This window comes from Achromobacter marplatensis (assembly GCF_002209535.1).
GTDB classification, from domain to species: domain Bacteria; phylum Pseudomonadota; class Gammaproteobacteria; order Burkholderiales; family Burkholderiaceae_B; genus Achromobacter; species Achromobacter marplatensis.
Window position 1 is genome coordinate 19,831 of the sequence record NZ_NJIG01000008.1, and the last position, 18,209, is coordinate 38,039.

Below are 18,209 nucleotides of genomic sequence, written 5' to 3' on the forward strand. Positions count from 1 at the left end.
ATGGCGGGTCGCGCGGGCGGCGATGGTAAGCTGCACTGCTTGCCGAAGGCGCTTTCGCGCCTGACTGTTCGAAGAGACCCAGAGATCCCCACGCGCCCTCATGACCCGTCCAACCGATACCCATCTTGTCGAAACACTGGTGACCAGCGAAGCGCCTTATGAAGGCAGCTTCCTGAAAATACGGCGGGACACCGTCAGCCTGCCCAACGGCAATACGGCTACGCGCGAATACGTCGTGCATCCCGGCGCGGTCGTGGTGATCCCCTTGCTGGATGACGGCCGCGTCCTGCTGGAGCGCCAGTTCCGCTACCCGATCGGCCGCGTCATGACCGAGTTTCCCGCCGGCAAGCTGGACCCGGGCGAAGATCCGCTGGTTTGCGGCAAACGCGAACTGCTGGAAGAAACCGGCTACACCGCCGATCAATGGGCGCACGCCGGCGCCTTGCACCTGGCCATCGCCTATTCCACCGAGATCATCCACATTTTCTTCGCGCGCGGTTTGCGCGCCGGCCCGCGGCAACTGGACCAGGACGAATTCCTGGACGTGATCAGCGCGGACCCCGCCGAATTGCTGGCGGCGTGCAGCAAGGGCGAAGTCACCGACGCCAAGACGCTGACCTGCGTGTTGTGGATGCAGAACGTGCTGTCCGGCGCCTGGCAGCTGGACTGGCAGGACAACGCCGGCTGACATGCCCGCGTTCCCGGTCCTGGTCCAACCCGCCGGCCTGCGGTTCGAGGCCGACGCGGGCACGTCCGTCCTGCTGGCCGCGCAGGCCGCAGGCATCAAGCTGCCCAGTTCGTGCCGCAATGGCACCTGTCGGGCCTGCATGTGCCTGATGCTGGAGGGCTCGGTGGCCTATCGCATTGAATGGCCCGGCCTGTCGCGCGACGAGAAAGAAGAAGGCTGGATCCTGCCTTGCGTTGCGCACGCCACGTCGCCGCTAGAGATCCAGGCGCCGCTTGCCGCGCCCATCGAAGCCGCACCTGCGGTGGCGCGGCCGCTTACCGGCGCCCGACGCTAAACGCCAGCACCGGGGCCAGGCCCACGGCCATGCCGGCCGCCATGCCCAGTGCCATGCCGGCAAAGGGCGCCGCGTTCAGCATAAGCGCTGCCATGACGCCGAGCCGGGCTCCCAGCACCATCCCTATCGCCATGGAAAGCGCGCAGAGCAGGCGTTGGCCCAGCGGCGGCGCGCGGGTGCGCCCCACCGGCCACGGCGCGAGGGCCGCCAGCGCCATCGCAGCGCTGCTGGCCGGCATCAGGCTGGCGTGCCGCCACGCCATGTCCAGCAGCCCGCCCGGTGCGCCGCATTCGCTGGCCAGCAGCGCCGCAGGCGTCTGGCGCGTGTCGACCCACAGGCCCAGCGCCATGGCTACCAGGCAGGCCAGCCATAGCGCTGCCATGGTGCGTACGCCGTCAGGCGCAAGCGTGGCACGCCTTCGGGGCGTCGTCGTACCGGTCATGGTGACGGACCCAGTCGCCCAGGTTGAAGTGGGGGCCGGTTTCATTGCGGCCCAAGGGCGCGAAATCCAGATAGTTGTAGGCGCCGGCCAAGCGCTCCACGCCGCGTTCGAACGCCGAGTAGGTGTGGAAGATCTCGCCGTCCGGGTCCGAGTAAAAGGCGCTGGCGCCCGAGCGTTCTTCCACGCTGCCGTCGGCCTGCGGCACCGAGGCGTGGAAGTCGAAGTTGAAGTCGCAGCCCTCGGACGAGAACCAATCGAAGCGCCAGCCCATGCGCTGCTTGAACGCATCCAGCTTGGCCAGCGGCGCGCGCGACACCGCCACCACCGATACGTCGTGATGACGCAGGTGCATCAGGGCGCTGTCCAGATGGTCTGCCAGGAACGAGCAGCCGACGCAGCCTTCTTCCCAATCCGGGCCGTACATGAAATGGTAGAGGATCAGTTGGCGCTTGCCGTCGAACAGGTCGGCCAAGCCCCGCGGCCCGCCTGCGCTCTGGAATTGGTAAGGCTTGTCCACCCGCACCCAGGGCAGGTCAAGCCGGTCGCGGGCCAGGGCGTCCTGGGCGCGTGTCATCGCCTTTTCGCGGACAAGCAGGGCCTCGCGAGCGGCGTCCCATTGGGGACGGGATACGACAGGATGGGGGGTCTGCATCGTACGACTCCTTTGCGTGGCAGGCCACTCGGGCCTGGGCAAGGCAAACGGCTATTCAGGCCGCGCTTGCCAGATGGTCCGCCAGCCGGTCCATCGCCCCTGCCCAGCCGTGTTCGTGGCCGTCGCGGGTTGCCTGATCGACAAACGGGGTTTGCAGGAAGGCCAGTTCAGTGCCGCCCTGCGCGGGAGAAAATTCAAGCGTGATCAGTGACGTTTCTTCGGGGGTGTCGCGCCAGGCCCAGGTAAAGACCAGCCGGCGCTGTGGCTGCACCTCGTGGTACTCGCCGCTGGCGTAATGCGACTGCCCGTCCTCGGTGACGAAGCCCACCAGGTAGGCCCCGCCCACGCGCACGTCGGTGTCGGCCACCAGCACTTCGCGCGTGCCGGCCGGGCCGAACCAGCGCATCAGCGCTTGCGGGTCCGTCCAGGCGTGCCAGACGCGGTCGACGGGGGCGGCGAAGCGCCGTGTGAGCCGGAGCTCGAGGGGGGCGTTGTCGGAGCGGGTTCGGGTTGCCATGGGTGGATCTCCTCGTCGTGGTACAGGTACCGGGCCAGCGAATCCAGTTGGCCGTTCCAGAATTTCTCGTAGCGGGCCAGCCAGTCGGACGCCGCGCGCATCGGCTCGGGCGACAGGGTGCAACTGACCACGCGTCCGTCCTTGGCGCGGGCGATCAGCCCCGCGTCTTCCAGCACCCTCAGATGCTTCATGAAGGCAGGTAGCGACATGGCATGGGGCCGGGCCAGTTCGCTGACCGATGCCGTGCCCCGTTCCAGGTCGGCCAGCACCTGCCGGCGGGTGCCATCGGCCAGGGCGGAAAAGATGCTGTCCAGTGTGTCGTCGTTTAAGTTAACCATAAGGTTAAGTATCGGCCCGAAAAACTGCCGGCGTCAAGCCGGCAGCGTCGGGAATTTCCCTAGGTCAGTCGTGCCGGTGCATGGCCGACTGGTGCTTCGTGTCGCGCATCGTCGCATACACCAGCAGCGACAGGAAGATCACGCCGGCCAGGTAGTAGTAGAACCACGTTTCGTGCCCTTTCTGCTTGAAGAAAAGGGCGATGGCGGGCGCCGTGCCGCCGAAGATCGACACCGTGACCGCATAGGGCACGGCGACGCCGGTGGCGCGGATGTTGGTGGGGAACAGTTCGGCCTTCACCACGGCGTTGATCGACGTATACCCGGCCGTGAACACCCACGCGCCGCAGATCAAGAGGAAGGCGATGAAGGGCGAACGGGTGTTCGACAAAGTCATCAGGATGGGCACCGTCAGCGCGGCCCCCGCCACGCCGAAGAAGATAAGGAGCGGCTTGCGCCCGATCTTGTCCGACAGTGCGCCATACAGCGGTTGCAGGATCAGCGCGAAGATCAACGAGGCCGCGATGATGTAGGTCGTGGTGATGTCGGTAAAGCCCGAGGTCTGCCGCACGAAGGTCTGCATGTACGTGGTGAAGGTGTAGAAGGCCGCGGTGCCTCCGGCAGTCAGCCCCACCACGATCGCGACCTCGCGCGGATACTTCATCAGGCCGCGCAGCGAGCTGGTCTTCGGCTTGGTTTTCTGCGCTTCCTTGTACGAGTCAGTCTCGGGCATGTCGCGGCGCATCAGCGCGGTCACGATGGCCAGCAGGGCGCCGATCACGAAGGGGATGCGCCAGCCCCATTCCACCAGCTGCTCGTGCGTCAGGAACACGTTCTGCAACAGCAGCAGCACCAGGATCGCGCAGAGCTGGCCACCGATCAGGGTGACGTACTGGAAGCTGGAATAGAAGCCGCGGTGTTCCGGGTCGGATATCTCGGTCAGGTAGGTGGCGCTGGCGCCATACTCGCCGCCCAGGCTCAAGCCTTCGATCACGCGGGCCAGCGCCAACAGCGCGGGCGCCGCCAGGCCGATGGTCGCGTACGTGGGCGTGACGGCGATGATCAGCGAACCCACGCACATCATCACCACCGACACCATCAGCGATATCCGCCGCCCGTGCCGGTCGGCGATGTGCCCGAACAGCCAGCCGCCCAGCGGGCGCACGATGAAGCCGGCCGCGAACAACGTGGCGGCATTCAATTGCTGGACGACGGGGTCATGCGAGGGGAAGAAGGCGGGGGCGAAATACAGGGCGAAAGCGGTATACGCGTAGAAGTCGTACCACTCGACCAGGTTGCCCATGGAGCCGACGAAGATGGCCTTGATGCGGCGTTTGGCGTCGGGCATGGCGAGATACGTTTGCGTCATAGCTGTTCTCAGGGTGAGCTTGTCGGGAGTCGCCGAACACGCGACCGCGCCTTGTCCTCGCCCGTCAAGATCGCAAGGCCAGCCGCGAAATGGAACATGCATCGCGGTATCTTGCGCCTGCCCACGCTGAAATGCACGTAATGGCGAACAGTTTTCATTCAGGTTTTTGTCAGGGTTGGCGATGCGCCAGCGCCCTGCAAGCGGCTGCGGCGTTACTTGCCGCGCGGCTTGATGATGTCGCAGGCCGCGGCCCGGTCGCCGGCCTGGGCGCCACTGCCCAACAAGGCCTGCGCGCCGCAGACGGAGCCGAACATGCCCTTGTTGTCGTGCCCCACGCCGCCGACCTCGAAGGTGGTGCGGTGCAGCGGCACCGGCTTCGCGCCGCGAGCGGCCAGCAGGTATTCGTACTGCACGTAAGCGGTGCCGCGGGCCAGGCGCGTGGCGCCCTGCGCCTCGGCGCCGCAGGTCTTGTCCAGCAGGCGGTGCTCGGGGTTGTTGTCGGCCCCGCCCAGCAGATAGATCACGTCGCGGGCGGCATAACGGACGAACAGCCGTGTGTCGTCGGTTTCGCGCGCGTACGGCGGCAGCTTGTCCGTGCCGTACTTGTACTGGTTGTAGGTGGGGCAGATACCGCGTTCGTACGGCGCATAACCTTTGCCGTCGGCGCGCGGGCGCTCGTTGGTCAGGTACAGGTAGGACGAGGGGTTCGCGATCACGTAGCGCAGCGCCAGCCCGTCGCGGCGCAGCGGGCCGTCGGTGTTGTTCAGCACGGCGTAGCGCTGCACCAGCTGCGCGCCAGCGGAGTGCCCGGCCAGCACGATGTTGGCCAGGGTGGGCAGGCGCTTGCGGTCGTCCAGGCTGCGCAGCAGGTCGTCCAGCACCTGGAACGAGGTGACGGGGGCCGGCCGCCCGGCGGCCTGGATGCTTTCTTCGCCGTCTTCCCAGCTGGCCTTGCGCCATGCGGCCATGCCGCCAAAACCCGAATCGATGGACCCGGGAAAACGCGGCGCCAGCACCAGCGTGTCGCGCGCCCGGTCGGGGTTGCGGGCCAGCAGGCCAGCGGCAGTGTCGTAGTAACGGTCGGCGTCGCGCTTCACGCCGTGGATGACGATCAGGACCTGCTTGATATCGCGCAGGTCGTCGCGGGCCAGGTCGCGGTTAGCATAGACCGGCATCTTGTATCGATGCCCTGGCTTGCCCAGTTCCACCGTCTGCCAACGCAACGGCGTGGCGCGCTTGGGCGCGGGAACGGTTTCGTCGTAATCGTAGGGGTCCGGCAGCGGCGTCTGCGCGCGCAGGGCCCAGGGGACAAGCGTCGCGGCCAGGGCCAGCGCGACGCCCAGTCGGCGCCCGAATCGCCGGCGCGCGGGCGCGTGCGGCAGGGGTCGGGACGCGGAAGGGGCGGGGGCGCGGCGCATGGCGCGGCGTAGCGTCAGCAGGTCTCTAGGCCCAGCAACTGCTTGAGCGCAGGCAGATCCAGGATGCGGACTTCGCGCTGGTTGATCTTGATCAGGCCTTCGCGCGCGAAACGCGAGAACAGCCGGCTGACCGTTTCCAGCGTCAGGCCAAGATAGTTGCCGATTTCTTCGCGGCTCATGCGCAGCACGAACTCGGTCGACGAATAGCCCAGCGAGGCATAACGCTGCGACAGGTTCAGCAGGAAAGCCGCCAGGCGCTGTTCGGAACGCATGGCGCCCAGCGACGCCAGCATCTGGTGCGAACGCGTGATTTCGCGGCTCATCAGGCGCCGGAACTGCTGCTGCAGCGACGGCAGGTGCGCGGCCACGCGGTCCACGTCGCTCAAGCGGATGACGCAGACTTCGGAATCTTCCAGCGCGACGGCGGCCGACACGTGCTTGCCTTCCAGCATGCCGTCCATGCCGACGATCTCGCCGGGCAGGTGAAAGCCGGTGACCTGGATCTGGCCGGTCGCGTCTTCCAACTGGGTCTTGATGCTGCCAAAGCGCACGCTGTAGACGGCATCAAGCGGGTGATCCAGCGAATACAGCGTCTTGCCCTTTTCCAGGCGCACACGCTCTTTCACCAGTTCATCCAGTTTTTCCACTTCGGCGGCGGCCATTCCCACGGGCACGCACACGTGTCCCAACATGCAGGTGGAACAGTGGGCGCCATCAGGGGCAACGGGAACCCGTTTTTGCATACGATGACCTCTATAGTGCCCGTTGCGCGCCGGGGAGGGCGAAACGGGTGTAAAGCGTGAAGACAACAGCTATTGTAGTCTGTTGTTACTACGGCCGTCTTACGAGGTGCCGCCGGTCGTCCGGCCGTGCCGGTGGGCGATCCAGTCCTCGCCGGCGATATCGGTCGCGGCGCCCCGCAACGCCGGGTCGATGGGGTAATACTGGCAGCGGATTTCGGTGTTACCCCGTTCCGCCGATTCCAGGCGCGCGATGATTTCGCGGCGCACAAAACAGCAGGGCTGCCCGGGCACGTATTCCTCGATTTCGTCCATCAGCGCGATCAGGGCGGGCTCCACCAGGTAGACCTCGCCGCGCACGCGGCGGCCATCTGCTACGGGGATCAGACCAGGCCAGTTGCCGAAGTCGACCAGAATGCCGGGCACGGACGCCGCACCCACCAGCCGGGCGGCGGGCAGGCCCCGTTTGGCGACCGCTTGCGCAAGATCATTGATTTCGCCGGCGCGTAGGGTGCCGTAGACAAAAACGTATATGCTCATAGGTCGGATTGTTGCTGCACGTCGTAGCAAAACAAGTGGCCGGATGGTGTTGAAATTCTCTCATCTGTCCGCATATTCAGGATATCGAGCCAGCCGGCACGTATCGGTCAGGCTCCCCAACAAGCCAAACGACCATTATGCGATTCGACAAACTGACTACCAAGTTCCAGCAAGCCTTGGCCGACGCCCAAAGTCTGGCCGCCCGTAACGATCATCCCTACATCGAGCCCGTCCACGTGTTGTCCGCCTTGCTGTCCGATCCGGACAGCGGCGCAGGCAGCCTGCTGGCGCGCGCCGGTGTGGCGGTCAACCGCCTGCAACCCGCGCTGGAAAGCGCGATGAAGGCGCTGCCGCAGGTGCAGGGCGACGACAACGTGCAGGTCGGCCGCGATCTCAACGCGGTGCTGACCCGTACCGACAAGGAAGCCGCCCGCCGCGGCGACACCTACATCGCCAGCGAACTGTTCCTGCTGGCGCTGGCCGATGACAAGGGCGAGGCCGGCCGCATCCTGCGGGAAGCGGGCCTGCAGAAAAAAGCCCTCGAAGCCGCGGTGGATGCCGTGCGCGGAGGTGAAAACGTCTCGGGCGCGGAAGGTGAATCCAACCGCGAAGCCCTGTCCAAGTACACCTTGGACCTGACCGAGCGCGCCCGCCAGGGCAAGCTTGATCCGGTGATCGGCCGCGACGACGAAATCCGCCGCACCATCCAGATCCTGCAGCGCCGCACCAAGAACAATCCGGTGCTGATCGGCGAACCCGGCGTGGGCAAGACCGCCATCGTCGAAGGCCTGGCGCAGCGCATCGTCAACGACGAAGTGCCCGAGAGCCTGCGCGGCAAGCGCGTGCTGTCGCTCGACCTGGCCGCATTGCTGGCCGGCGCCAAGTTCCGCGGCGAATTCGAAGAACGCCTGAAGGCCGTGCTGAAAGAGCTGGGTCAGGACGATGGCAGCAACATCGTCTTCATCGACGAGCTGCACACCATGGTCGGCGCGGGCAAGGCCGAAGGCGCGATGGACGCGGGCAACATGCTCAAGCCGGCGCTTGCGCGCGGCGAACTGCATTGCATCGGCGCGACCACGCTGGACGAATACCGCAAGTACATCGAAAAGGACGCGGCGCTGGAGCGGCGCTTCCAGAAGGTGCTGGTCGACGAGCCCGATGTGGAATCCACCATCGCCATCCTGCGCGGCTTGCAGGAACGCTATGAGATCCACCACGGCGTCGAGATCACCGACCCGGCCATCGTGGCCGCGGCGGAACTGTCGCACCGCTACATCACCGACCGCTTCCTGCCCGACAAGGCCATCGACCTGATCGACGAAGCCGGTGCGCGCATCCGCATGGAAATCGACTCCAAGCCGGAGGTGATGGACAAGCTGGATCGCCGCATCATCCAGTTGAAGATCGAGCGCGAAGCCGTCAAGAAGGAAACCGACGACGCGTCCAAGCGCCGCCTGGGCGTCATTGAAGACGAACTGGAAAAGCTGCAACGCGAATACAACGACTTCGAGGAAATCTGGAAGGCCGAAAAGGCGGCGGTGCAAGGCACGCAGGCCATCAAGGAAGAGATCGACAGCGTGCGCGCCGAAATGGCCGAATTGCAACGCAAGGGCCAGTTCGACAAATTGGCCGAGCTGCAATACGGCAAGCTGCCCGACCTGGAATCGCGCCTGAAGGCCGCCGAGGTGGGGGCTGCGCAGGCTGCTGAAAACGCCGAGGGCGACGAATCCCGCCCGCGTCTGTTGCGCACCCGTGTCGGCGCCGAGGAAATCGCCGAAGTCGTGTCGCGTGCCACGGGCATCCCCGTGTCGAAGATGATGCAGGGCGAACGCGAGAAGCTCCTGCACATGGAGGAGTTCCTGCACAAGCGCGTGGTGGGTCAGGACGAGGCCGTGCGCCTGGTCTCCGACGCCATCCGGCGTTCACGTGCGGGCCTGGCGGACCCGGCGCGGCCTTACGGTTCGTTCCTGTTCCTGGGCCCGACCGGCGTGGGCAAGACCGAGTTGACGCGTGCGTTGGCCGAATTCATGTTCGACTCCGAAGAGCATCTGATCCGCATCGACATGAGCGAATTCATGGAGAAGCATTCGGTGGCGCGGCTGATCGGCGCGCCGCCCGGATACGTGGGCTACGAAGAGGGCGGCTACCTGACCGAGGCCGTGCGCCGCAAGCCGTACAGCGTGATCTTGCTGGACGAAGTGGAAAAGGCGCATCCGGATGTCTTCAACGTGCTGCTGCAGGTGCTGGACGACGGCCGTCTGACCGATGGCCAGGGCCGTACGGTGGACTTCCGCAACACGGTGATCGTGATGACGTCCAACCTGGGCTCGCATCACATCCAGAGCCTGGCCGGCCAGCCGTACGACGTGGTCAAGGAAGTGGTGTGGGGCGAGCTCAAGCAGACCCTGCGGCCTGAATTCCTGAACCGCATCGACGAAGTGGTCGTGTTCCATGGTCTGGAAGCGCAGCACATCGAGTCCATTGCCCGCATCCAGCTGCGCCGCCTTGGCGCACGGCTGGAGAAGCAGGAAATGCGGCTGGAAGTCACCGAATCCGCCTTGGCGGAACTGGCCCGCTCCGGCTTCGATCCGGTGTTCGGCGCACGCCCCTTGAAGCGTGCGATCCAGCAGCAGATCGAGAACCCGGTGGCCCGCCTGATCCTGGAAGGCAAGTTCGGCCCGCGCGACGTGGTGCCGGTGGATTGGCGGGATGGCGAATTCGTCTTCACCCGAACCTTGCAGTAAGCGGTGGCAGCATAAAAAAGCCCGGCAGCAATGCCGGGCTTTTTTTCGTCGGTCGTGCCCTGCGTCAGGGGTTGGCGTAATCGGCCCGCTGCGCGCCCATCTGCCGCCCCACGCTTTGCAGCGAGCGCAGCACCAGCGCCACCCCGCGCCGCGTATCCTCGTCACGCAGTAGCGCCAGCAAACCCAGCAGACTGGGGGGATGCGCTTCCGCCAGCGTTTGCGCATGGGCGGCGCGCACGCTGTTGGCGGCCGTCCATGCGGCGCCCGCCGCTTGTTCGGACAGCAGTCCAAGCTTCTCCACCATGGGCTGGTCCAGCAGGTCCACCAGGTCGGACGTCAGCGAGATCAGGTCGACGATGTTGTCCAGCCGTTGGCTGTCGACAAGCGGACGCAGCTTGCCGGCCAGCGCCTGCAGCGTTTCATCATGGCTATTCATGTTCATAGCATTCCCCTTGCGACCGCCCAGTACAGCCCCCGGTTGAATCCATGCCGAAGCAGCCCGCCCAGTTTGGTAGGGGGCGTGGGCTGCACGTCATGGGTGTAGTCGTACCACAAGGGCATGCCCGCGTTCAGGCCCATCTGGGCAACGGCCTGCACACGGCCTTCGTAGGCGCTGCAAGGGTGGCCCAGGCGGATTTCGCCCGCGATGTTGTTGGCGATGACGGGGGCCTGGTTGTGGCACGAGCCACCGGCTTTGCTGACCGGCAGGTCCACCGTATCGCCGATGACGTAGACATTCTGCAACCCGTAGACCTGCATGGTTTCGTGGTCTGTCGGCAGCCAGCCCTCGTTGTCCTCTGCCTGGGACACGCCCGACTCCAGCACGGCGTCGACAGCGCGTATCGGCGGCGTCGCCATCAGGATGTCGAACGGCTGCTCGCCGCCTTCCGCGGAATACGCGACGCGTGCCTCCGGGTCCACGCGCGCCAGCGTGAAGCCGCGCTGAAATTTGATGCCACGCTGCTCGAAGATGGCGGGCAACACCTCGCAAGTGGGCTGTTGCAGGAACAGGCAGTTGCGCAAGAGTTGCGACGTGGTGGGATAGGTGTAGACGATCTCGACTTTGTCGCGTACCCCGCGACGGCGCAAATAATCGTCCAGCATGAGGGTGGTTTCAATGGGCGCGATGCCGCATTGGTGGGGTACGTTCGGCGTCTTCGGGAAGGTGACGCTGACGAAGATCCGGCCTTTTTCCATTTTGGACAGCCGGCTGGCCAACTGGCGAGCCGGCGCGTACTGATAGAAATGATCGCCGGCTTCTTTCAGGCCTTCTATGCGTTCGGGCGCGGGGATGCAGCCCGTGGCGATGACCAGGTAGTCATAGCCGTAGCGCTTGCCTTGTTGCGTCAACAATTCCTGGCTGTTGAATTCAAACCGCGTGACTTTATCGACGTGGAAATGGATCTCGGGGCGCAGCAGGGAGCGCTCCGGGCGCTTCAACTCTTCCTGGAAGAAGAGATTGAAGGCCACATACATGAAGGCGGGCTTGTAGTAATGGTCAGGGGAGTCCGACAACAACGTGACGCTGACCTCGCCCCGCGACACCTCGGGATAAAGCTTGGAGACCAGCTGGTTGGCCAGCATGGTGCCGCCCACCCCACCGCCTACGACAACAATTCGCTTGCTCATAAAAATCCTCCAGTGAGAATAGTCAGGAACCAAGTGCAGTTGCGCGTCTATATGTACCAACGGTGGGTACGAAGGTCAATTAAATAACTATTTCTTATATTTGATGGCGCCTTCCGCGTTGGAAGCGCTGCTTGTCAGGGGGGCGTACAAGCGCTTCCGATTATTGGTGTCGGATTACAATCCGCGTCAGGCTGTTCGTGGCCACTCTCCTTTTTTGCACGACCCATAACGATGGAATGTCATTTCGTATGAAATTCAAGGCTTTGACCCTGGGTATCCTGATGGTCGGCGCAGGCGCTTCGCAGGCCGCGACGGTGACGGAAGTCTTCAACGGCAACATGCTGGGCACGAATCAGCGCTATTTCGAATCGGTTGCCGGCGTTCCGCGAGAATCCAACGGAAATGACCATCTGTTCGTCGTCCAGAACTGCCCGATCACCGCCACGATAGGTGGGGGCAAGGTGTCGGCGCTGCGCATGGAATTGGCCAATGGCTGCGAAGCCGACCTGCAAAGCTTTATCGGCGAATATGCGCCCAAGGCTGGCCAGCCCATCACGCCCGGCGCGTTCGGCCGGGGCCAGCGCTACACGGCAAGTTGCCTGACGGAATGCGGCAATGCCGTGGATCCGTCGGCCTATGCGCTGTGGGTCGCACCGCGCGCGGCGGGCGGCTTGGAGGTCCTGATGGAAATGGTGTTGGCCGGCGGCAAGGCGGCGGATGCCGCCGACCAGTGGGAAGCGCACATGAAAAAGGCCGCGGGCAATGACTACGTGATCAACACGAAGTTCAACTGCGAGACCCGGTTCGACGATGTTGCCGAGGCCGCCTTCAAGGACGTTCCGGTCAACGCCATCACCATTGGCTACGGCTTGCCGACAGAGCGCTGCCGCTGAACGGGGGCGCCCGGTCAGTAATCCCAGATGACCGGGACCCAGCGAAAGGCGTCGCCGTTGACGGCGACCCGGCCGACCGACGGGAACGGCAAATGGGCCGCCACCAGCAGCCCGCCGTTCTCGGCCAACTCTTGAAAGAGGCTGATGCGGACGCGGGCCGATTCTTCGGGATCATGCTCGAAGCCGTTGTGCCAGTCGGGATGGTCAAATCCCACCGGGAACATGGCGTCACCGGCAAAGGTCAGGCGCTCGCCGCCGGACACCAGGTCGACCACGCTGTGCCCCGGGGTATGGCCGCCGGTTAGGCGCACGATCACGCCCGGCGCGACTTCATGCGAGTCTTCGAAGATCACAAGCCGGTCGCGATATTCGTTGTAGAAGGCCGTGGCGGTTGAACGGAGCACGTCGGGCACCGGCTTGGGCATGACGGTGTGCGTGAAATCGGGCGACGTCCAGAATGCGACTTCGGTTGCCGATACATGGATGCGCACGTCCGGACGCAAGCGTTCCTTCACGCCGGCGACGAGCAAACCGCCCACGTGATCCATGTGCATGTGGGTGATGATCACGTCCGTGACGGACTCCAGGGCGATGCCGGCGGACTCCAGGCGCTGCGGGAATTGGCCGGCACGCGGAAAGCCCGGGAACTGCCCGCCCAGCCCCGCATCGATAAGGATCGTCTGGCCCGCGCTGCGGGCCACCATCACGTTAAGCGGCCAGTCGAAGGCATCCGGCGGCATGAACATGTGGCTCAGCCAATCCGCCAGGTCAGCGGGGTCGGCATTGGTGGCCATCGTCGAGGTGGGCAACGGCAGCACGCCGTCGCTGACCACCAGCGCGTCGATCTCGCCCACCTGCACCGCGTACCGGGACGGAACGAGGTCGATGGGTTTGACGTTGCTGTCATGCAAGGTGTTGTCTGTGGATAGCATAGCGAAATCTCCAGAATGAGGGCCGGACTAACCGGCGTGGATGTGCCAGGCGACTGGCGGCAAATTGCCGTGCGACGCCAGGGGCATCAGGCGCGAAGAAAGGCGAGCAGGTCGGCGTTGACGCGGTCTTGCATCGTGGCGGTGAGGCCGTGCGGTGCGCCGGGGTAATAGATCTCCTTGGCGTGCTTGACCAGCCGCGCCGCCTTCTTCGCCGAATCGTGTACCGGCACGATCTGATCGTCTTCGCCGTGCATGAACAGCGTCGGCACGTCGATCTTTTTCAGGTCTTCCGTGAAGTCGGTTTCCGAGAAGGCCTTGACGCATTCGTAGGCGTTCTTCTGGCCGCTTTGCATGCTCCACAACCAGAACTGGTCCAGCAGCCCTTGCGAGACCGTGGCGCCGTCTCGGTTAGCGCCGTAGAACGGGATGGCCAGCGCCTTGTAGAACTGCGAGCGGTCGCCCGCCACGCCGTCGCGGATGCCGTCGAAGACCTCAAGCGGCAGCCCTTCGGGGTTGGCGGCAGACTTGAGCATCACGGGCGGCACGGCGCCGATGAGCACGGCCCGGGCCACGCGGCGGGTACCGTGGCGGCCGATGTAGCGCACCACTTCGCCGCCGCCGGTAGAGTGGCCGACCATCGTGATGTCTTTCAGATCAAGCGTTTCGATCAACTGCGCCAGGTCATCGGCATAGCCATTCATGTCGTTGCCGGACGAGGGCTGCGCCGAGCGGCCGTGGCCGCGGCGATCGTGCGCGATGACCCGAAAGCCATTGCGCGCCAGGAAGTGCATTTGCCCGTCCCAGGCATCCGCGTTGAGCGGCCAGCCGTGCGAGAAGGTGACGACCGGGCCGTCGCCCCAGTCCTTGAAGTAGATCTGCGTGCCGTCCTGAGTGGTGAAGGTATTGCGGGTCATGGGCGTGCTCCGGTTGGGGTGGGGAGGTATTGCGGGGCTGCTGCGCTTGCTGCGTGGAAAGTGAAGGCATCGTAGGTCTGCGCCCCTGGTGCGCGGTAGGTCCTCGCCGGGAAGCACGCTGTTGTGCGGCGCGCACCAATTCGCCGCGCGGCGCAGCGGTGCGCCGCGTGCGGGCTTGCGAGAATGGGCACAGGCACGGGCATCGGGAATGCAGCAGCGGATTGGTGTCGTCCAGGCAACACCATGCGTCGTGTCGCGGCCCTACCGCCCCGCAAGCGATCCCTCTAGCATTTATCCCGAGGGTCGCAAGACGCGCGACGTTCGAAGGCGCGGCTCACCGCGCGTTGATTGGGCGCCAGATGGCGCAAGGCCGACACCATGCATCTGGGAAAATCCTATCGCTTGAGCGAATTCGTGATCTGGACGCGCAGGAGCCTCTATGGCCTGTTGGCGCTAAGCCTCGCGCCCGTGCTGCTGTACCTGGTCGCCGGCCTGAAATGGCTGACGCTGCCGCTGTCGGTGGTATCGCTGCTGGGTACGGCCACCACCTTCGTGGTCGGCTTCAAGAATGTGCAGACCTACGCGCGCACGGTCGAAGCGCAGAAGATCTGGATGAGCATCGTCAGCGCCAGCCGCTACTGGGGGGTGATCAGCCATACCTACGTGAGCGATCCGGGCCAGATCGCGGGCCTGGTGAACCGGCATCTGGCCTGGTTGACGGCGCTGCGCTATCAATTGCGCGAGGCCCGCGTCTGGGAAAGCGCGGGAAGCCGGCCCAACGCGGAATACCAGAGACGGTACGTGATCCCGGAACGTGTCGAATCGCTGGAGTCCGCACTGTCGCGGTATCTGCCGACACCGGAGATCGCGGCGTTGATGCCGGCCGACGGCAAGGCGGCGCAGCTGCTTGCCATGCAGGGCCGCGCGGTCAGGGGCCTGCTGGACGAGGGCGCCATCACCGCATCGGAGTATGCCGAACTCAACAGCCGCATCAGGGAACTGCTGGATCTACAGGGGCAGGCCGAGCGCATCAAGAATTTCCCATACCCGCGCCAGTACGCCATCATCAATACCTTGTTCGTGCGTTCGTTCTGCGTGGCGTTGCCGTTCGGCCTGGCGGCCCAGTTCGATCAGATCGGACAAAGCGTCGGCGGATTCATGCATGGCCAGATGGTATGGCTGGCGGTGCCTTTCAGCGTGATCATCTCGTGGATCTACACCTCGCTTGAGCAGGTGGGCGAGAGCACGGAAAACCCCTTCGAAGGCAGTGCCAACGATGTGCCCATCAGCCGGCTGAGCACGATGGTCGAGCGGGACTTGAAGCAGATGCACGGTAGCGCCGACCTGCCGGGGCTGGCCGCCAACGTGATCGTGCTGTAGTCCACGGGGTCCCGTGCGGCAGGATCCCATTGCGCGGCGCCGGCGCATCGCGCTTGTCGCCGCAGGGCGGCTGCGGCAAAATACTTTTCCTCCCGCGTCGCCTTGCTTGGCGTTGACCCCCTCCCTATGACCGACTCCGTGCTCCTCTTCGAGCGTCACCGTCCTCGCCTGTACGCGATCGCCTACCGTATGCTGGGTGCGGTGGCCGAGGCGGAAGACGTCGTGCAGGAAGCATGGCTACGCTGGGACGGCACAGACCGCGCCGCGGTGCAGAACGCCGAAGCCTGGCTGGTCACCGCCACCACCCGCTTGTCCATCGACCGCCTGCGCGCGGCCAAGGCCGAACGCGAGAATTACGTGGGGGTCTGGCTGCCCGAGCCGATGCTGATGGCCGCGCCAGCCACGCCGGAACAGATCCATGAGCAAGCCGACGACGTGTCGGTGGCTTTTCTGTACATGCTGGAGCGCTTGTCGCCGGACGCCCGTGCGGCTTTCCTGATGCGGGAGGTCTTTGACGCCGACTATGAAGACATCGCGCAGACGCTGGACAAGACGCAGGCCGCGGTCCGACAGCTTGTGCGCCGCGCCAAGCAGCAGTTGAGCCAGGGCACTCCCCGCCAGACCGTGCCGCGTGCGACCTTGCAACGCCTGTTGCTTGCTTTTGCCGACGCGATGCAGCGCAGCGATTTCCATGGCCTGCATGCGCTGCTGAGCGACGACGCCGAACTTATCGGCGACGGCGGCGGCAAGGTCTCGAGCTTTGCCAGCCTGGTGGGCGGCAAACGCCTGGCGCAGCTGTTCTACGCCGGCAAACGCCGCTACCGCGATGGCCTACGCGCTGAAGTCGTTCAGGTGAACGGCCAATGGACCCTGTTGCGCTTCATCGATGGCCACCTTGAATCGGTGCAGGCCTACGAAACGGATGGCGAGCGTCTGACGCGGGTCTTGGTGCAGCGCAATCCGGACAAGCTCGCGCGCATTTCGGCCGCGCTGGCGCAAGACTGATACCGGCGTCCTGCGCGGGCGTTGGTGCCTGTGGGGCAACATGGTGATCCCCTGCGCGGACCTACCGCAGCAACGCTGGTGCTCCTACGATGGGCTTTCCTTCACGCTGCCAAGGATTGGCCATGTCAAAGATCACGAAGTTCGCGTTGCCGCTTATCGCCGCGGGCGCGCTGTTTAGCCCGTTTGCCCACGCCGCCTCCGGTGCGGCGCCGGCCGACGCCATCGTCACGGAGCTGATGAGCAAGGACCTGCCGGACATCCCGGGCAAGGACGCGCTGATGATCGTCGTCGACTACCCGCCCGGCGCGGCCGATCCGGTCCACCGCCATGACGCCTATAGCTTCGTCTATGTGCTTGAAGGCAGCATCGTCATGCAGGTCAAGGGCGGAAAGGAAGTGACGCTCACCCCCGGGCAGACCTTCTACGAAGGCCCCCACGACGTCCACACCGTGGGTCGCAACGCCAGTCAGACGCAGCCCGCCAAGTTCCTGGTCGTTCTGATCAAGAAGCAGGGGGCACCTGTGTTGACCCCCGTGAAATAAGGGACGAACCATTGCGGGGAATGCGGGGTTTCCTCCCGGGCGATCCCTTATTTTGTCGGGCGATGTCACAAAATGACCCGCTGCGCCGTCTTAACGGTAGGATCAACCTACTTGCGACGCCGCCATCATGCCGACATCTCCCTCCGCTTCCCCGGCTGCTTCCCCGGCCACTGGCCCGGACTCCCTGGCCGACAGTTTCGCCACCAGCTATGCCGGCGTCATGGCGTTCATCGCCGTCGCGGTGGAAGGCAACTTCGCCAAGGCCGGCGACCGGCTGGGCATCGGCCGGTCGGCCGTCAGTCGCAGTGTGCAAAAGCTGGAGGACCAACTGGGCATCCGGCTGTTCGTACGTACCACGCGCAGCACCTCGTTGACCGCCGAGGGCCAGCGCTTCTATGAAGAGTGCCATCCGGGCGTGGATCGGATCATCCGGGCCCTGGACGACATGCGGGACCTGCGCGAGGGGCCGCCATCGGGGCAACTGCGCGTGTGTTCCACGGTGGGTTTCGGCCGCAAAGTCGTCGCGCCGCTGCTGCACGGGTTCCGCCAGGCCAATCCGAACATTTCGGTCGAGTTGTTGCTTGACGACGGGCCCACCGACTTCACCACGGATCGCGTCGACGTGTCGTTTCGCAACGGCCGCATGGAAGACAGCCGCGTGATCGCCAAGAAGGTGATTCCCATGCAGATGATGCTGTGCGCGTCGCCCGCCTATGCGGCCAGGCATGGCCTGCCGGGCAGCGTCGAAGAAATCCCTGACCATCAATGCGTGAACTTCCTGTTCGCGTCGGGGCGGGTCTACGAATGGGAGTTCAAGGTAGGCGGCCAGTTGCGCAAGGTGGCGCCGCCCGCCATGCTGACGTTCAACGATGCCGATCTGGTACTGCAATCGGTGCTGGACGGCCACGGCATCGCGCAAATGGCGGGCTACCAGGTCTGTGACCACTTGAGGGCGGGCACTTTGGTTGCCTGCTTGCCGCAATACGCGCCGGACGACCGCGGGCATTACCTGTGCTTCCTTAGCCGGGAACACCTGCCAGCGCGCGTGCGCGTTTTCATCGACTACATGACCGAAGGTATCCGTGCGCGGGACCTGCAGATATTGGAAAGCCTGTTGCCGAACCAGGCGTAAGAC

Annotated in this window: 20 protein-coding genes; 8 read left to right on the top strand and 12 right to left on the bottom strand. The window is 64.8% G+C overall.

Features of this window, described 5'->3' with window-relative positions; all coding sequences use genetic code 11:
* Window positions 1-100: 100 nt before the first annotated feature.
* Window positions 101-688, top strand: a complete 588-nt coding sequence (locus CEY09_RS19575; protein WP_006225374.1) for an NUDIX domain-containing protein — start codon at window positions 101-103, stop codon at window positions 686-688.
* A 1-nt stretch (window position 689) separates the two neighbouring features.
* Window positions 690-1,022 (top strand): 2Fe-2S iron-sulfur cluster-binding protein, encoded by a 333-nt coding sequence (locus CEY09_RS19580; RefSeq protein WP_006225375.1) that lies wholly within the window; start codon window positions 690-692, stop codon window positions 1,020-1,022.
* Here CEY09_RS19580 and CEY09_RS19585 read toward each other — a convergent pair.
* The 8 genes from CEY09_RS19585 to CEY09_RS19620 all read right to left on the bottom strand — a co-directional run bounded on the left by CEY09_RS19585 (window position 1,003) and on the right by CEY09_RS19620 (window position 7,035).
* On the bottom strand, window positions 1,003-1,404 hold the full coding sequence (locus tag CEY09_RS19585) for a hypothetical protein (protein ID WP_088589947.1): 402 nt from the start codon (window positions 1,402-1,404) through the stop codon (window positions 1,003-1,005). The two genes, CEY09_RS19580 and CEY09_RS19585, sit on opposite strands and share 20 nt — an antisense overlap.
* Window positions 1,405-1,417: 13 nt before the next feature.
* Entirely contained in the window at window positions 1,418-2,116 is a 699-nt protein-coding gene (locus tag CEY09_RS19590) for a DUF899 domain-containing protein (protein ID WP_088589948.1), read from the bottom strand.
* 55 nt (window positions 2,117-2,171) lie between these two features.
* Window positions 2,172-2,633 carry an SRPBCC family protein gene (locus CEY09_RS19595; RefSeq protein ID WP_088589949.1) on the bottom strand — a complete coding sequence of 154 codons (462 nt, stop codon included), beginning with the start codon at window positions 2,631-2,633 and terminating at the stop codon, window positions 2,172-2,174.
* Window positions 2,522-2,971 carry an ArsR/SmtB family transcription factor gene (locus CEY09_RS19600; RefSeq protein WP_088589950.1) on the bottom strand — a complete coding sequence of 150 codons (450 nt, stop codon included), beginning with the start codon at window positions 2,969-2,971 and terminating at the stop codon, window positions 2,522-2,524. Before CEY09_RS19600 ends, CEY09_RS19595 begins: the two co-directional genes overlap by 112 nt.
* A gap of 64 nt (window positions 2,972-3,035) precedes the next feature.
* Window positions 3,036-4,337, bottom strand: coding sequence for an MFS transporter (locus tag CEY09_RS19605; RefSeq protein WP_088589951.1), 1,302 nt, complete (start codon window positions 4,335-4,337; stop codon window positions 3,036-3,038).
* A 212-nt stretch (window positions 4,338-4,549) separates the two neighbouring features.
* Window positions 4,550-5,755, bottom strand: a complete 1,206-nt coding sequence (locus tag CEY09_RS19610) for a hypothetical protein (protein WP_088589952.1) — start codon at window positions 5,753-5,755, stop codon at window positions 4,550-4,552.
* A gap of 14 nt (window positions 5,756-5,769) precedes the next feature.
* Window positions 5,770-6,498: a helix-turn-helix domain-containing protein gene (locus tag CEY09_RS19615; protein WP_006225382.1), complete on the bottom strand. Its 729-nt coding sequence runs from the start codon at window positions 6,496-6,498 to the stop codon at window positions 5,770-5,772.
* A 99-nt stretch (window positions 6,499-6,597) separates the two neighbouring features.
* Complete coding sequence (locus tag CEY09_RS19620; protein ID WP_088589953.1) at window positions 6,598-7,035, bottom strand: gamma-glutamylcyclotransferase family protein; 438 nt, start codon at window positions 7,033-7,035, stop codon at window positions 6,598-6,600.
* Window positions 7,036-7,172: 137 nt separating this feature from the next.
* Here CEY09_RS19620 and clpB point away from each other — a divergent pair, with 137 nt between their 5' ends.
* Window positions 7,173-9,779, top strand: coding sequence for an ATP-dependent chaperone ClpB (clpB, locus tag CEY09_RS19625; RefSeq protein WP_088589954.1), 2,607 nt, complete (start codon window positions 7,173-7,175; stop codon window positions 9,777-9,779).
* Window positions 9,780-9,843: 64 nt separating this feature from the next.
* On the opposite strand, the gene CEY09_RS19630 is transcribed toward clpB, so the two are convergent.
* A complete protein-coding gene (locus CEY09_RS19630; RefSeq protein WP_234818351.1) occupies window positions 9,844-10,215 on the bottom strand; it encodes a DUF1641 domain-containing protein in 372 nt (123 codons plus the stop codon).
* A 2-nt stretch (window positions 10,216-10,217) separates the two neighbouring features.
* Window positions 10,218-11,408: an NAD(P)/FAD-dependent oxidoreductase gene (locus CEY09_RS19635; RefSeq protein WP_088589956.1), complete on the bottom strand. Its 1,191-nt coding sequence runs from the start codon at window positions 11,406-11,408 to the stop codon at window positions 10,218-10,220.
* A gap of 248 nt (window positions 11,409-11,656) precedes the next feature.
* Between CEY09_RS19635 and CEY09_RS19640 the strand changes: the two genes are divergently transcribed.
* Window positions 11,657-12,301: a hypothetical protein gene (locus CEY09_RS19640; protein WP_088589957.1), complete on the top strand. Its 645-nt coding sequence runs from the start codon at window positions 11,657-11,659 to the stop codon at window positions 12,299-12,301.
* A gap of 14 nt (window positions 12,302-12,315) precedes the next feature.
* On the opposite strand, the gene CEY09_RS19645 is transcribed toward CEY09_RS19640, so the two are convergent.
* Together CEY09_RS19645 and CEY09_RS19650 are read right to left on the bottom strand one after the other, a co-directional pair.
* A complete protein-coding gene (locus tag CEY09_RS19645) occupies window positions 12,316-13,233 on the bottom strand; it encodes an MBL fold metallo-hydrolase (protein WP_088589958.1) in 918 nt (305 codons plus the stop codon).
* Window positions 13,234-13,319: 86 nt separating this feature from the next.
* Entirely contained in the window at window positions 13,320-14,147 is an 828-nt protein-coding gene (locus tag CEY09_RS19650; protein ID WP_006225389.1) for an alpha/beta fold hydrolase, read from the bottom strand.
* Between the two features lie 378 nt (window positions 14,148-14,525).
* On the opposite strand from CEY09_RS19650, the gene CEY09_RS19655 reads away from it, so the two are divergent.
* The 4 genes from CEY09_RS19655 to CEY09_RS19670 all read left to right on the top strand — a co-directional run bounded on the left by CEY09_RS19655 (window position 14,526) and on the right by CEY09_RS19670 (window position 18,206).
* The gene (locus tag CEY09_RS19655; protein ID WP_088590118.1) at window positions 14,526-15,527 is read left to right on the top strand and encodes a bestrophin family protein; all 1,002 of its coding nucleotides are present in this window, start codon (window positions 14,526-14,528) and stop codon (window positions 15,525-15,527) included.
* 126 nt (window positions 15,528-15,653) lie between these two features.
* A complete protein-coding gene (locus CEY09_RS19660; protein WP_088589959.1) occupies window positions 15,654-16,532 on the top strand; it encodes an RNA polymerase sigma-70 factor in 879 nt (292 codons plus the stop codon).
* Window positions 16,533-16,654: 122 nt separating this feature from the next.
* Window positions 16,655-17,074, top strand: coding sequence for a cupin domain-containing protein (locus CEY09_RS19665; RefSeq protein WP_175216759.1), 420 nt, complete (start codon window positions 16,655-16,657; stop codon window positions 17,072-17,074).
* Between the two features lie 127 nt (window positions 17,075-17,201).
* Complete coding sequence (locus tag CEY09_RS19670; protein WP_088589961.1) at window positions 17,202-18,206, top strand: LysR family transcriptional regulator; 1,005 nt, start codon at window positions 17,202-17,204, stop codon at window positions 18,204-18,206.
* Window positions 18,207-18,209: the final 3 nt, after the last annotated feature.

Coding starts and splice junctions, on each gene's coding strand:
- CEY09_RS19575 (WP_006225374.1), top strand. CDS start 101: ATGACCCGTCCAACCGATACCCATCTTGTCGAAACACTGGTGACCAGC.
- CEY09_RS19580 (WP_006225375.1), top strand. CDS start 690: ATGCCCGCGTTCCCGGTCCTGGTCCAACCCGCCGGCCTGCGGTTCGAG.
- CEY09_RS19585 (WP_088589947.1), bottom strand. CDS start 1,404: ATGGCAGCGCTATGGCTGGCCTGCCTGGTAGCCATGGCGCTGGGCCTG.
- CEY09_RS19590 (WP_088589948.1), bottom strand. CDS start 2,116: ATGCAGACCCCCCATCCTGTCGTATCCCGTCCCCAATGGGACGCCGCT.
- CEY09_RS19595 (WP_088589949.1), bottom strand. CDS start 2,633: ATGGCAACCCGAACCCGCTCCGACAACGCCCCCCTCGAGCTCCGGCTC.
- CEY09_RS19600 (WP_088589950.1), bottom strand. CDS start 2,971: ATGGTTAACTTAAACGACGACACACTGGACAGCATCTTTTCCGCCCTG.
- CEY09_RS19605 (WP_088589951.1), bottom strand. CDS start 4,337: ATGACGCAAACGTATCTCGCCATGCCCGACGCCAAACGCCGCATCAAG.
- CEY09_RS19610 (WP_088589952.1), bottom strand. CDS start 5,755: ATGCGCCGCGCCCCCGCCCCTTCCGCGTCCCGACCCCTGCCGCACGCG.
- CEY09_RS19615 (WP_006225382.1), bottom strand. CDS start 6,498: ATGCAAAAACGGGTTCCCGTTGCCCCTGATGGCGCCCACTGTTCCACC.
- CEY09_RS19620 (WP_088589953.1), bottom strand. CDS start 7,035: ATGAGCATATACGTTTTTGTCTACGGCACCCTACGCGCCGGCGAAATC.
- clpB (WP_088589954.1), top strand. CDS start 7,173: ATGCGATTCGACAAACTGACTACCAAGTTCCAGCAAGCCTTGGCCGAC.
- CEY09_RS19630 (WP_234818351.1), bottom strand. CDS start 10,215: ATGAATAGCCATGATGAAACGCTGCAGGCGCTGGCCGGCAAGCTGCGT.
- CEY09_RS19635 (WP_088589956.1), bottom strand. CDS start 11,408: ATGAGCAAGCGAATTGTTGTCGTAGGCGGTGGGGTGGGCGGCACCATG.
- CEY09_RS19640 (WP_088589957.1), top strand. CDS start 11,657: ATGAAATTCAAGGCTTTGACCCTGGGTATCCTGATGGTCGGCGCAGGC.
- CEY09_RS19645 (WP_088589958.1), bottom strand. CDS start 13,233: ATGCTATCCACAGACAACACCTTGCATGACAGCAACGTCAAACCCATC.
- CEY09_RS19650 (WP_006225389.1), bottom strand. CDS start 14,147: ATGACCCGCAATACCTTCACCACTCAGGACGGCACGCAGATCTACTTC.
- CEY09_RS19655 (WP_088590118.1), top strand. CDS start 14,526: ATGCATCTGGGAAAATCCTATCGCTTGAGCGAATTCGTGATCTGGACG.
- CEY09_RS19660 (WP_088589959.1), top strand. CDS start 15,654: ATGACCGACTCCGTGCTCCTCTTCGAGCGTCACCGTCCTCGCCTGTAC.
- CEY09_RS19665 (WP_175216759.1), top strand. CDS start 16,655: ATGTCAAAGATCACGAAGTTCGCGTTGCCGCTTATCGCCGCGGGCGCG.
- CEY09_RS19670 (WP_088589961.1), top strand. CDS start 17,202: ATGCCGACATCTCCCTCCGCTTCCCCGGCTGCTTCCCCGGCCACTGGC.